11 protein-coding genes are annotated in these 12,483 nt (G+C 62.0%); 8 read left to right on the forward strand and 3 right to left on the reverse strand.

Annotation, left to right across the window (positions count from 1 at the left end; translation table 11 throughout):
* The first annotated feature begins 168 nt into the window (after positions 1-168).
* Positions 169-1,146 carry a nitronate monooxygenase family protein gene (locus M3I53_RS21610; RefSeq protein ID WP_254317886.1) on the forward strand — a complete coding sequence of 326 codons (978 nt, stop codon included), beginning with the start codon at positions 169-171 and terminating at the stop codon, positions 1,144-1,146.
* 146 nt (positions 1,147-1,292) lie between these two features.
* On the opposite strand, the gene bktB is transcribed toward M3I53_RS21610, so the two are convergent.
* Entirely contained in the window at positions 1,293-2,474 is a 1,182-nt protein-coding gene (bktB, locus tag M3I53_RS21615; RefSeq protein WP_254317887.1) for a beta-ketothiolase BktB, read from the reverse strand.
* Between the two features lie 102 nt (positions 2,475-2,576).
* Between bktB and M3I53_RS21620 the strand changes: the two genes are divergently transcribed.
* From M3I53_RS21620 to M3I53_RS21650, 7 genes are all read left to right on the forward strand, one after another.
* On the forward strand, positions 2,577-4,760 hold the full coding sequence (locus M3I53_RS21620) for an AMP-binding protein (protein ID WP_254317888.1): 2,184 nt from the start codon (positions 2,577-2,579) through the stop codon (positions 4,758-4,760).
* A 5-nt stretch (positions 4,761-4,765) separates the two neighbouring features.
* Positions 4,766-5,977 carry an acyl-CoA dehydrogenase family protein gene (locus tag M3I53_RS21625; protein ID WP_254317889.1) on the forward strand — a complete coding sequence of 404 codons (1,212 nt, stop codon included), beginning with the start codon at positions 4,766-4,768 and terminating at the stop codon, positions 5,975-5,977.
* A gap of 78 nt (positions 5,978-6,055) precedes the next feature.
* Positions 6,056-7,216 carry an acyl-CoA dehydrogenase family protein gene (locus tag M3I53_RS21630; protein WP_254317890.1) on the forward strand — a complete coding sequence of 387 codons (1,161 nt, stop codon included), beginning with the start codon at positions 6,056-6,058 and terminating at the stop codon, positions 7,214-7,216.
* Between the two features lie 20 nt (positions 7,217-7,236).
* Positions 7,237-7,974 carry an enoyl-CoA hydratase gene (locus tag M3I53_RS21635; protein WP_254317891.1) on the forward strand — a complete coding sequence of 246 codons (738 nt, stop codon included), beginning with the start codon at positions 7,237-7,239 and terminating at the stop codon, positions 7,972-7,974.
* Between the two features lie 78 nt (positions 7,975-8,052).
* Positions 8,053-8,847, forward strand: coding sequence for an enoyl-CoA hydratase/isomerase family protein (locus M3I53_RS21640; RefSeq protein WP_254317892.1), 795 nt, complete (start codon positions 8,053-8,055; stop codon positions 8,845-8,847).
* Between the two features lie 52 nt (positions 8,848-8,899).
* On the forward strand, positions 8,900-9,679 hold the full coding sequence (locus M3I53_RS21645; protein ID WP_254317893.1) for an SDR family NAD(P)-dependent oxidoreductase: 780 nt from the start codon (positions 8,900-8,902) through the stop codon (positions 9,677-9,679).
* Between the two features lie 21 nt (positions 9,680-9,700).
* Complete coding sequence (locus M3I53_RS21650) at positions 9,701-10,693, forward strand: nitronate monooxygenase (protein WP_254317894.1); 993 nt, start codon at positions 9,701-9,703, stop codon at positions 10,691-10,693.
* Between the two features lie 173 nt (positions 10,694-10,866).
* Here the strand turns inward: M3I53_RS21650 and M3I53_RS21655 are convergent, their stop codons facing one another.
* Together M3I53_RS21655 and M3I53_RS21660 are read right to left on the reverse strand one after the other, a co-directional pair.
* Positions 10,867-11,643 (reverse strand): enoyl-CoA hydratase-related protein, encoded by a 777-nt coding sequence (locus M3I53_RS21655; protein ID WP_254317895.1) that lies wholly within the window; start codon positions 11,641-11,643, stop codon positions 10,867-10,869.
* Positions 11,644-11,689: 46 nt separating this feature from the next.
* The gene (locus M3I53_RS21660; RefSeq protein ID WP_254317896.1) at positions 11,690-12,454 is read right to left on the reverse strand and encodes a glucose 1-dehydrogenase; all 765 of its coding nucleotides are present in this window, start codon (positions 12,452-12,454) and stop codon (positions 11,690-11,692) included.
* Positions 12,455-12,483: the final 29 nt, after the last annotated feature.

Below are 12,483 nucleotides of genomic sequence, written 5' to 3' on the forward strand. Positions count from 1 at the left end.
CATGCAGCGTGTGATCCGACTCGGTGCGCGTGTGCGGCACACTCGTGTCGGTGACGTGAATAAAGTGTATATAATTGCACGATGTTCGTAAATACAAACGCACGCAAGCTGCACTCGAGAGGCTGCACGCATGGCAAGCAGGTTGCACTTACATCACAGGATCCGTACATGAAGACGCGCATTACAGAGTTGCTGGGGATTCGATATCCCATTGTTCAAGGAGGCATGATGTGGGTGGGCCGCGCGGAACTGGCCGCCGCCGTCTCCAACGCTGGCGCGCTAGGCACCATTACGGCGCTCACGCAACCTACGCCCGAGGCGCTGCGCAACGAGATTGGCCGCGTCCGATCGACGACGGATCAGCCGTTCGCCGTGAACCTGACCATACTGCCAACGATCAAACCGGTTCCGTACGATGAGTACGTGCAAGCGATCGTGGAAAACGGCGTGAAAGTCGTCGAGACTGCGGGACGCAATCCCGAGCCGTATATGCCGGCGTTCAAGGCAGCGGGAATCAAGGTCATCCATAAATGCACTTCCGTGCGTCACGCGGTGAAAGCCGAGGCATTGGGGTGCGACGCCGTGAGCGTGGACGGATTCGAATGTGCCGGCCACCCGGGCGAAGACGACGTGCCCAATCTCATTCTGTTGCCGGCAGCCGCTGCGAAACTGCGCATTCCGATGCTTGCATCGGGCGGCATCGCCGACGCACGCGGCATGGTCGCGGCACTCGCGCTGGGCGCGGACGGCATCAACATGGGCACGCGATTCATGGCCACGCAGGAAGCGCCGATTCATGAGAACGTTAAGCGCAGGTTAGTCGAGAACGATGAGCGCAACACGGCGTTGATTTTCCGCACGCTGAAAAACACCTCGCGCATTTTCAGGAATTCGGTTGCGGAGAAAGTGCTTGAACTCGAATACAAGGAAGGCGCAACGTTCGCAGATCTCAAGTCACTCGTGAGTGGGGAGCGCGGCAAACGCATGTACGAGACAGGGGATACGGAAGACGGAACGTTTCCGGCTGGTCTCGCGATCGGGCTCATCGAGGATATTCCCACCTGTGCGGAACTCGTGAGCCGCATGGTCGCTGAGGCACGCGCACTCATTCACGGCCGGCTGACCGCGTTCGCACAAGAGCGCTGAGCGCCCGCTAAGGCACGCTAAGGCACGCTAAGGCCCCCTTCGAATACGGCTGCCCGCGCGCGAGTATCAAGCGCGTGCTGGCATCCGGCCTGGTTCTTCAAACGTCACTCGCTCTGATTCAATGGATAACCCCCTCGCGCCGAGCCCTAAAGGCGTTCGAAGACAGCCGCGATACCCTGGCCACCACCGATGCACATCGTCACGAGCGCATAGCGGCCACCGCAACGGTGCAGTTCGTGAATCGCTTTCACTGCAATGACGGCGCCCGTTGCGCCAATCGGATGACCGAGCGAGATGCCCGACCCGTTTGGATTCACCTTCGCGCTGTCGAATTCCAGCTCCTTCGCGACGGCGCAAGCCTGCGCGGCGAAGGCTTCGTTCGCTTCGATCACGTCGAGATCCGCCACGGTCAAGCCCGCGCGCTGCAACGCCTTGCGTGTGGCAGGCACCGGGCCGATGCCCATGTATTGAGGATCGACGCCGGCGTGGGCCCAGGAAACGAGCCGCGCAAGTGGACGAAGGCCGCGTTGCTCGGCAGTGCGGCGCGCCATCAGCAGGACTGCCGCGGCGCCGTCGTTGAGGCCCGACGCGTTGCCGGCTGTGACCGTACCGTCCTTCTGGAATGCCGGGCGCAATTTGCCGAGATCGGCGGCGGTCGTGCCGGGCCGCACATGCTCGTCGGTATCGAAAGCGCTCTCGCCCTTTTTGGTGCGGAGTGCCACAGGCACGATCTGTTCGCGGAAGCGGCCATCGTGAATGGCTCGTGCGGCGCGCCGGTGCGACTCGACGGCGAGCTGGTCCTGGTCGTCACGGGAAACACCGTACTTCGTCGCGACGTTCTCCGCGGTCACACCCATATGGCAGGCGCTAAACGGGTCGGTCAGTGCGCCGACCATCATGTCGATCAGGCGGATGTCGCCCATGCGTGAGCCCCAACGCGCTCCGGTGGCCACATAGGCTGCGCGCGACATGCTTTCCGCGCCTGCGCCGATGGCGATTTCAGTATCGCCGAGGGCGATAGCCTGGGCGGCGGAAATGATGGCCTGGAGGCCGGAGCCGCACAACCGGTTGAGCGTCAGCGCTGGAGCGTCCGCGCTGACGCCGCCCTCGAGCGCGGCGACGCGCGCGAGATACATGTCGCGAGGCTCGGTATGGATCACGTTGCCGAACACCACGTGGCCAACATCGCCACCCGGCAAATTCGTGCGGTCGAGCAATGCACGTACCACTGTCGCGCCTAGCTGCGTAGGCGGAACGCTCGCGAGCGCACCGCCGAAATCTCCAATAGCCGTGCGAACGGCAGCGGCGACGACAACCTCATCCGACATGATGGCTCCTTGGTCCGGAGATCGCTTACGATCCACGTGCAGTGTTTTACAATGTGAATGACGTTCATAAAGTAGCGCATTTTCTAAAGTGTGTCCACGTGATTGTGCAGTGCGCAAGGTTGCGAGCGTCCTGCGTATTTCGCGGGTCATTCGTGCCGGATTCCGGAGGTCGGCATCAGGCGATTCTGGTGGGTCACAACCAATAGACGTGCGTTCGATTTCACGCTATGCTGGTTCACAATGATGATCGGCGTTCAATTATTGGTCAGTCTCGGTGCGCAAAATCTTAGCCGCCGAATGGCGATGCAAGTGTCAGTGGGACGTGGCTTGCCAGATAACAACAGGACGATTCAGATGGATGCAGGTACGGCTTCGCACGACGCCCTGATGGATGTGCCGTTTCGCCCGATACGCCTCGGCAGCATGGATGCCATCGTCGAGCGAAGGCCCGACGGAAGCGTGGTGTATGAACTGAGGGAAGGGCTTGAACCCTATCCCCTGCGCTTGACGCAGCGGCTCGAACACTGGGCGAGCGTCACGCCCGAGCGCGCGTTGCTCGCGCGGCGTACGCCAGATGGCAAGTCATGGGAGTCGCTCACGTATAAGCAGGCGTTCGACGGTGCGCGTGCACTGGGGCAGGCGCTGCTCGATCGAGGGTTGTCCCCGTCTCGTCCGTTGATGATTCTTTCGGATCGGGGATTTGAGCACGCGCTCTTCGCCCTTGCCGCATTGCACGTCGGGGTTCCCTATATTCCCGTAACGCCTGCGTATTCGCTTCTGTCACAGGATTTTTCGAAGCTCAGGCAACTCGCGGCCGTGTGTACGCCTGGCCTCGTCTTCGCGGATGACGGTGCGCAGTATGGCCGCGCATTGCGCGAGGTATTCGGCGACGTAGAGAGTGTCGTCGTCGGTCCGTTGCCAGAGGGGCGTGCCAGTTCGCGTGTAGCAGACTGGCTGAAGACGCCGGTGACCGCCGATGTCGACAAGGCGTTCAATGCGGTCGGTCCGGACACCGTCGGCAAGATCATGTTCACCTCGGGTACGACAGGCGCACCAAAGGGTGTGATCTACCCTCAGCGCATGTTGTGCAGCAATCGCCAACAGGTCGCACAGGTGTTCGCGTTTCTTCAGGACGGGCCGCCGGATCTCGTCGATTGGCTGCCGTGGCATCACACCTTCGGCGGCACCCATAACTTCGGCATGGTGTTGTACGGCGGCGGCACATACTACCTGGACCCCGGCAAGCCAACGCCGGAGGAAATCGGTCCTACTGTGCAGGCATTGCGTGAAATCGCGCCGGTGGTCTACCTCAATACACCCCAAGGGTTGGCCTCGCTCATTCCGCATCTTCGAGCCGACAAGGCACTGCGCGAGAAATTCTTCAGCAAGCTCGCGCTGATCTACTACGGCGGCGCAAGTCTGCCGAAGTACATCTGGGCCGAACTCGACGAACTCGCCGTACGCACTATCGGCCAGCGCGTGCTCATCATGTCGGGGATCGGCGGCACCGAAGCAGGCCCCACGCCGATGTCGGCTGCCTGGGATCCGCGGCGCGAGGCGATTGCGGGTTTGCCTGTGCCCGGCGTCAAAGTGAAGGTGGCGCCGGTCGGAGAGAAGCTGGAAATCCGCTTCTTTGGCGACTGCGTGACGCCGGGGTACTGGAAAGATCCTGAGCGTACCGCCGCCTCGTTCGACGAGGAGGGCTATTTCCGCTCTGGTGACGCTGCAACGTTCATCGACCCGCAGCGTATCGAACTCGGCCTGCGCTTCGATGGCCGCATCGCCGAAAATTTCAAGCTGTCCACGGGCACGTGGGTCAACGTTGCCGACTTGCGCTTGCATGCGCTGAACACTTTCGGTCCGTATGCGCGCGACGTCGTCATTGCGGGTCAAGACCGCGATTACCTGACCGCACTCGTATTCCCCGACGTCGAAGCGTGCCGTGCGCTTTGCGACGACCTTCACGACTCGACGCCGGATGTCGATCAGATCGTCAACAGCCGTGGCGTGCGGGCGTTCTTCCAGAGGGGCGTCGACCAGCTCGCTGCGCGCTCCGGCGGCAGTTCGGCCCGTATCGCGCGCATTGTGATCGAAAGCGAAGCGCCCACACTCGACAACGGTGAGTTGAGCGCGAAGAGTGCGATCAGCCAGCGCAACGTGCTCGAGCGGCGTCGCGGCGTCGTGGATGAGCTTTATCGCACGCCGCCCACGCCGCGCACGCTGGTCGGCAATGCGGGCGCAGCCGAATCAGATCGAGTTCAACGTACCGAAAACGCCGGAAGCTAAACACTATGGATTTTCGCGTAGCCCCCGCCGACATTGCGTTCCGTGAAGAAGTCAGGGCTTTCCTCAGAGATCACCTGCCGGCCGATATGGCTTTTCGCGGGCAACAGGGCTTTCTTGCAGGCGACGACGATTCCCAGCGCTGGACGCGCATTCTGCACGAAACGCGTGGATGGTCGGTGCCGCATTGGCCCGCTGCCTACGGCGGCACGGGGTGGACCGCGATGCAGCGTTATATCTTCGAAGAAGAGTGCTATCTGGCGGGCGCGCCCGCGCAGAATCAGGCGGGTGTATCGCTCGTCGGGCCCGTGATTTGCGAATTCGGCAATGAAGAACAGAGGCGGCGTTTTCTTCCGCCGATTCAGCGGGGGGAAGTGTTCTGGGTGCAGGGATTTTCGGAGCCGGGCTCGGGCTCCGATCTCGCGTCGCTGCGTACGACGGCGGTTCGCGATGGAGATCACTACATCGTCAACGGACAAAAGATCTGGACGAGCTTCGGCGCCTATGGTCAATGGAACTTCGTGCTGGTGCGCACGGACAGCGAAGCGAAGCCGCAAAAGGGCATTTCGTTTCTGTTGCTCGACATGGCTTCGCCGGGTGTCACCGTGCGACCCATTGGGTCGCTCGACGGCTGTCATCACCTGGCCGAAGTGTTCTACGACAACGTGCGCGTGCCCGCCGAAAACCTGATCGGGGAAGTGAACAAGGGCTGGGGATATACGAAGTTTCTGCTCTTCAACGAGCGGGCGTTCCTCGGCGCCGAAGCCCCGGCGCTCAAGCGCTATCTGCGCAAAATCCGGAACTACGCGTCGCGCGAGCGCGTGGCGGGCAAGCCATTGATCGAGGACCCGACATTTGCGGCGCGTCTCGCGCAGCATGAGCTGGAAGTTCGGGCAATCGATATGGCAGTGCAAAAGATTCTGCATCAAGGGATAGACGAGCGCAGCGGCGGCATGGCGATCGGATCCATGCTCAAGGTGCGAGGCTCGGAACTTCACCAAAAGATCACGGAGATGTTGCTGGAGGTGATTGGCGACTACGGCGCCGTGTTCTATCCCGATCCGAATGAGGAGCACGCGCTGCGCGATGCCTCGTTTATCGGGCCCGAATACGCGCCGGGCCTCGCTGCCGAAGTGTTCTACCGGCGCGCTTGCTCGATCTATGGCGGGACGGCCGAGATTCAGCGCAACATCATTGCAAAGGCGATGTTCGATCTGTGATGTCGCGTCGATCTACGATCATCCGTCGATCGCCGTTACGGGCGACCGCATTAATTGCCGATAGAAAGAGGGTGCAGCATGGACTTCGAGTTGAGCGACGAACAGCGGATGTTGCAGGAAAGCGCGCAGCGCTTCGTGCAAAAGAGCTATACGTTCGAACATCGCAGCAATCTGGCTTCGCAAGGCGGCGGCTTTTCGCGGGAGACATGGCACGCGCTTGCAGAGATGGGCTGGCTTGGGATAGCGGTGCCGGAGGAGATGGGCGGGCTCGGTTTCTCGGTGGTGGAAAGCGCCATCGTGGCCGAGCAGATCGGGCGCGCACTGATGCTGGAACCCTACGTAATGTGTGGCGTGTTTCCGGCTTCGCTCGTCACGCACTGCGGGCGCGAAGGACAGCGCGAAACCGTGCTCGGGAAAATCGTCTCTGGTGAAACCGTTTATGCGGTTGCGCACAGCGAACGCGAGTCGCGAGGCCAGGTGCATTACGTCACGGCCACCGCGAAGAAAACGGCCGACGGCGCCTGGCGCCTGGACGGCTACAAAACGCTCGTGATCGGTGCGCCCGTTGCCGATCGCCTGCTCGTCGTTGCTCGCACTTCGGGAGCGGCCGGTGACAAGCACGGTATTGGTATTTTCCTCGTGGATCCGAAGCAGGCGGGGGTGACGCTCAAGACGTGCGCGCTGCTCGACGGCACGCCGTCGGCCGACCTCCTGCTCGAAGGCGTGCTCGTTGCCGATTCCGATGTCGTGGGCGAGGCGGCCCGCGCCTTCGAGGGACTGCAACGCGCAGTCGACGAAGCCATCGTCACGCTTTGCGCGGAACTGGTGGGCGATATGGAAGACGCCATCGAGCTCGCATCGGAATACCTGAAAACGCGCAAGCAGTTCGGCGTTGCGATCGGCAGCTTCCAGGCGCTGCAGCACCGCATGGCCGACATGGCGATCGATGCGATGCAGGCGCGAGCGACCTTGCATCGTGCATTACTGGCGCTCAGCGAGGACAGCGAAAAGCGAAGCGTGGAAATCTCGGGGTGCAAGGCGCAGACTACTCGCAGCGCCAGGTTCGTCACTCAGCAAGGCATCCAGTTGCACGGCGGGTATGGCATCACGAACGAATACAAGGTCGGCCATCACTATCGCCGCCACCTCGTGCTCGACGCGTTGTTCGGCAACATGGACTATCACCTGAATCGCTACGCCCGCCAGATACAACACGAGGCATTGGCCGCGGCGGCTTGAATCCCTATCGAGGCATTGTCATGGACGCAACGAGAGCCGATCTGCTATGCACGACGCGTGAGGACGCCGTGCTCACGCTGACACTGAACAGGCCCGAGGCTCGCAACGCGCTGAACCTTGCATTGACTGAAGTGCTCGTCGATGCACTAAACCGGTTCGAGGCCGATGAAAACCTGCGCGTGCTGATCGTGACGGGCGCCGATCCCGCGTTTTGCGCCGGGCTCGACCTGCACGACTTTTCCGCGCCCGATGCGCCGCGCGCGCGCGTCGCGGAAATGATCGACATGTGGCCGCGCATCACCAAGCCGGTGATCGCGGCCGTGAATGGCGCTGCCGTTACCGGCGGACTCGAGCTCGCGATGGGATGCGATTTCATCATCGCCTCCGAGCGCGCGCGCTTTGCCGACACGCACACGAAAATCGGCGCATTGGCCGGTGGCGGTATGACCGCGCGGCTGCCGCATATCGTGGGCCCGCGGTGGGCCAAGCAGTTCAGCTTCACGAGCGAGCCGATCGACGCGGCCACGGCTTTGCGCATCGGTCTCGTGAACGAGGTGGTCGCCCACGATCAGTTGATGGAGCGCGCAGCGGCGCTTGCGAGGACGATCGCGAGCCGGCGCCCGGAGCTCGTCGCCACAGTCAAGCACGTGATCGATCAGGGTGCGCTAGCCACGCTCGAAGAAGCCTTGCGTATCGAGAAGGCGGCATTGGCGGAACGAAAGCAACGCGGCAGCATGGCGTGGCAGGTGCAGAACTAGTCGTTCTGTCGAACAGAGCTGCGTAACGCGGCGCAGGCGCGTCGACTCATTCAACGACTTCGCCCTACGGCGGCTAACATGACGAATCTCTACGGCCTTCCAGACGACATTCAAGTGAGGGCCGACGGCGGCCTGCGCATCATCACGCTCAACCGACCCGACGATCTGAACGCGTCAACAACGGAAATGCTGTTTAGTTATCCGAAGCTGTTCGCTGCGCTGGCCGAGGATCCCGAAGCGCGCGTTGCCATTCTTACCGGCGCGGGACGGGCATTCAGCGCGGGCGGGGACATGAACCATTTCGTCAAGACGCTTGACGACCCCGCGTTTGCCCGGCGCGTACAAGAGAACGCGCGCCAGACCATACACGGTTTCATCGACGTGCCGATTCCGGTCATTGCGGCGGTCAACGGTCCTGCGGTGGGCTGGGGAGCAACGATGGCCACGCTCTGCGACATCGTCCTGATGTCCGGGAAGGCGTTTCTGGCCGAGCCGCATATCAATATCGGTCTCGTCGTCGGCGATGGAATTTCCGTCGCGTGGCCGCTTTACACGAGTCTGCTACGGGCGAAGGAGTTGATCTTTACGGGCGATCGCATCACTGCGCAGCAGGCGGTCGAATACGGACTCGCCAACCGCGTCGTGGACCCCGAAAAGCTGATGGACGAGGCCCTGGCGCTTGCCGAAAAGCTGCTCAAGCAACCGCGTCACGCGCTGCGCGAAACGAAGAAGCTGATGAATCTCCACCTCCATCGCAGTGCCGCGCAAATGCTCGACACGACGCTTGCGCGGCAGCTTGCGGCGACGCTCAGCGATGAGCATCACGAGATTGCCTCCGCGTTCGTCGCCCAGCAGAAGCGCAAACAAGGCTAATTCGACAAGGTGATTCTCCTTCATCGGCACACCATTCTTATGTGGAGTATGCATGCGCTCTTCGCTTTTCGACTTGACCGATAAGGTCGCCATCATCACGGGATCGAGTCGCGGCATTGGGTACGCCAGTGCGCTCGGCATGGCGGAGCATGGCGCAAAGGTCGTCATCTCCGGCCGCAATGCCGACGCCTGCGAAAGCGCCGCGCAAGCAATCAACGAACAGATCGGCAGCCGCGTGGCCATGCCATTTGCCTGCAACATCGGACGCAAGGCCGAGTTGCAGAATCTCGTGGACGCTGCGAACGGCAAATGGGGCAGAGTCGACATCGTGATGGCCAATGCGGCCATTCATCCGTGGGTTGGATCTGCCCTCGATCTGCAGGACGAAACGTTCAACAAGTTCATGCAGGTCAACGTGCAAAGCAATATCTGGCTCGCTCAGATGACCGTGCCGGGCATGATCGAGCGCGGCTATGGCCGCTTCGTTTCCGTGGCATCGGTGGTCGGCCTTTTCGGCGACGCCGTGACGGGAACCTACGGCCTCACCAAGGCCGCCGACATGCAACTGGTGCGAAACCTCGCGATGGAATTCGCGGCGAAGGGCGTGACGGCCAACTGCATTGCGCCAGGCACATTCAAGACCGAGATGGCGCGATCGCAGTGGGAGGACGAGGCGATGGTCGAATGGTACCGTGGCCGCAATCCGTCGCAGCGCTTCGGCGAAGTCGAGGAAATCGCCGGGCTCGCCGTGCTCCTGGCGTCGCCCTCGGGCGGCTATATCAACGGCCAGACGATCGCAGTGGACGGTGGCCACACGATCTCGTTTCGCTGACTTGCGCGAGGGAACCGCATCGTGCGCCCCCAAATATTCAAGACGCGAATCACCGATCTGCTCGGCATTCGGCACCCCATTCTTTGCGGGGGTCTCGGGCCACGCGTGTCCGACGCCCGGTATGTCGCGGCGGTCGTCAATGCAGGCGGCATGGGGTTCATCGTGGGTGCGGGCTTTCCCGACGCCGACGAATTTCGCAACGAGTTGCGTACCTGTCGCGAACTTGGCGGTGCGAAGAACTTCGGCGTCAATCTCTACATATCGCGGCAAGCGGGCGGTGTGGAGCGTGTCAAACAACAGATCCGCATTCTGATCGAAGAGAAAGTCGCTTGCGTAGAAACGGCGGGTGCGAGTCCGGAAGCGGTCGTGCCCGTGCTCAAGGAGGCGGGCATCAAGGTTTTGCACAAGGTGCCCGCTGTGCGCTATGCACACACGGCGGTGCGGATGGGCGTCGACGGTGTGATCGTCGTCGGCAACGAATGCGGGGGACACCCCGGCATCTATCAGATCGGCAGCATCGTGCAGGCGGCGCAGGCGCCGCAGGAAGTCGGTTTGCCCGTTGTGATCGGCGGCGGCATCGGCACCGGTCGTCAACTTGCAGGCGTGCTGGCGATGGGGGCCGAGGCTGTCATCATGGGCACGCGCATGATGGTTGCCGAGGAGCTGTGGATTCATCCCGAGGTCAAGGCGAAAGTGGTGGCGGGCGACGGCAGCGAGAGCGTAGTGGTCAAGTCTGCGATCCGTGATCACCATCGCGTGCTGCGCAACGAGAGCGCGGAGGCGGTCCTGGAACTGGATCGCGCGCAGGTGACCGAATTCGAGCAATTCCGTCCTCACGTGATGGGCGCGCTCGCACACGATGCCTACGTGACTGGCGACACCCGCAAGGGCATGATCGACTACGGCCACGCGGCGGTCTTTGCCGATGCGGTGAGGAACGTCGAAGCCATCTTCGACGAGATGATCGACGACGCGGTAGCAGCGTCGAACCGGCTGGGCAAACTAATGGTGTAGAAAGTCGTCATGGCGACGATAGAGCGTGCAGCGGGCCTGACAGGTCCGGTACACGTGGCGCCTGGGCTACAACCTCACGCGTAGTTTCAGCAAGTACCGAGCTTCGGCGCAGTGCATCAGGCGAAAAGAGGGCGACGCCGAAACTGAGCATCGCCCCGCGTGCTTTTTTCCGCTTACTTCACGTACTTGCGGAACTCCGGCTTGCGCTTTTCGCGGAACGCATTGCCGCCTTCCTTCGATTCGTCCGTGTCGTAATACATCGCGAGCGCCTGCATCGCGAACGCACCGATACCGCGAATATTTTCGGTGTCGATATTGAACGAACGCTTCGCCAACGCGATCGCGGTGGGGCTCATCTGCAGGATTTCGGCGCACCACTTCTTCGTTTCGGCGTCGAGTTGCTCGGGGGGCACAACCGCATTGATGAGACCCCAGTCGAGCGCTTCCTTGGCACTATATTTTCGGCACAGGTACCAGATTTCGCGCGCACGCTTCTCGCCGATGATGCGCGCGAGATACGCGGTTCCGAAGCCCGGATCGACCGAACCCACTTTCGGGCCGACCTGGCCGAAGATCGCGGTTTCGGAAGCGATCGCGAGGTCGCAGATCGTCACGAGCACGTTGCCGCCGCCGATCGCGTAGCCGTTCACGCGTGCGATGACCGGCTTCGGAATGTCGCGGATGATGCTTTGCAGTTCCTCGATCGGCAGGCCCACCGTGCCGCGGCCGTTGTAGCCGTCGCCCGATTGATCACCGCCCGTGCAGAATGCCTTTTCGCCGCTGCCCGTGAGCACCACGACGCCGATATCCTTGTTCCAGCCCGCAACACCGAAGGCCTTGATGAGTTCTTCGCACGTGTTGGCGCTGAACGCGTTGTAGACGCTGGGGCGATTGATGGTGATCGTTGCGACGCCATCCGCCTCCTTGTAGATAATGTCCTTGAATTCCATGTCGTGTTCCGATGTCGTTTGTTGTTGAACAGGTTTGTGTCGCCGTTTAACCGGCCATCGTCAGACCGCCGGACACACTGATGACCTGGCCGCTGATGAAGGCGGCATCGTCGCTCGCGAGGAAGGCAACCGTGCCGGGGATATCGCCCGGCTCGCCCATGCGTCCGAAGGGCACGGCCTTCACGAGCGCCGCCTTGATGCGTTCGCCTTTCTCGCCTTGCGCGAGGTTGTCGAGCAGCGGGGTCGCGGTGGGGCCGGGGCAAACGACGTTGACGGGAATATGCTGGCGGGCCATTTCGCGCGCCATGGTTTTCGTGAACGCGATGAGTCCGCCTTTGCAGAACGAGTACACCGCTTCCATCGAGGAGCCCACGCGCCCCGCGTCCGACGAGATATTCACGACGCGGCCACGACCACGCTCGGCCATGCGCCGCAGTACGGCATGGTGCATGTTCAGCGGCCCGTACAGATTGATCGCGACAACTTTGTCCCAGAACGGCTTCTCGGTTTGCAGGAAGAACGAACCCATGTCCCAGCCCGCGTTGTTGACGAGCACCTCGATGGGGCCGAGTTCTTCCTCGACTCTCGCCACTGCCGCATGCACGCCCTCGTGATCCGTGATGTCGACGCGGTACGCACGCGCCTTGCCGCCCGCCGCCTCGATTTCCGCCGCGACACGCGCCGCGCCGTCTTCGTTCAGGTCGAACAGCGCGACAGTCGAGCCTTCCTCGCCGAATCGTTTGCTGATGGCGGTTCCAATTCCGCCTGCGGCGCCGGTGACGACGACGACCTTTTCCTTGAGCCCCTTCATTGATTCCCTCCGTGATATGCGAGGCGCTT

Origin of the sequence: Paraburkholderia sp. CNPSo 3272, assembly GCF_024206495.1 — a bacterium.
Taxonomy (GTDB): Bacteria; Pseudomonadota; Gammaproteobacteria; order Burkholderiales; family Burkholderiaceae; genus Paraburkholderia.

Coding starts and splice junctions, on each gene's coding strand:
- M3I53_RS21610 (WP_254317886.1), top strand. CDS start 169: ATGAAGACGCGCATTACAGAGTTGCTGGGGATTCGATATCCCATTGTT.
- bktB (WP_254317887.1), bottom strand. CDS start 2,474: ATGTCGGATGAGGTTGTCGTCGCCGCTGCCGTTCGCACGGCTATTGGA.
- M3I53_RS21625 (WP_254317889.1), top strand. CDS start 4,766: ATGGATTTTCGCGTAGCCCCCGCCGACATTGCGTTCCGTGAAGAAGTC.
- M3I53_RS21630 (WP_254317890.1), top strand. CDS start 6,056: ATGGACTTCGAGTTGAGCGACGAACAGCGGATGTTGCAGGAAAGCGCG.
- M3I53_RS21635 (WP_254317891.1), top strand. CDS start 7,237: ATGGACGCAACGAGAGCCGATCTGCTATGCACGACGCGTGAGGACGCC.
- M3I53_RS21640 (WP_254317892.1), top strand. CDS start 8,053: ATGACGAATCTCTACGGCCTTCCAGACGACATTCAAGTGAGGGCCGAC.
- M3I53_RS21645 (WP_254317893.1), top strand. CDS start 8,900: ATGCGCTCTTCGCTTTTCGACTTGACCGATAAGGTCGCCATCATCACG.
- M3I53_RS21655 (WP_254317895.1), bottom strand. CDS start 11,643: ATGGAATTCAAGGACATTATCTACAAGGAGGCGGATGGCGTCGCAACG.
- M3I53_RS21660 (WP_254317896.1), bottom strand. CDS start 12,454: ATGAAGGGGCTCAAGGAAAAGGTCGTCGTCGTCACCGGCGCCGCAGGC.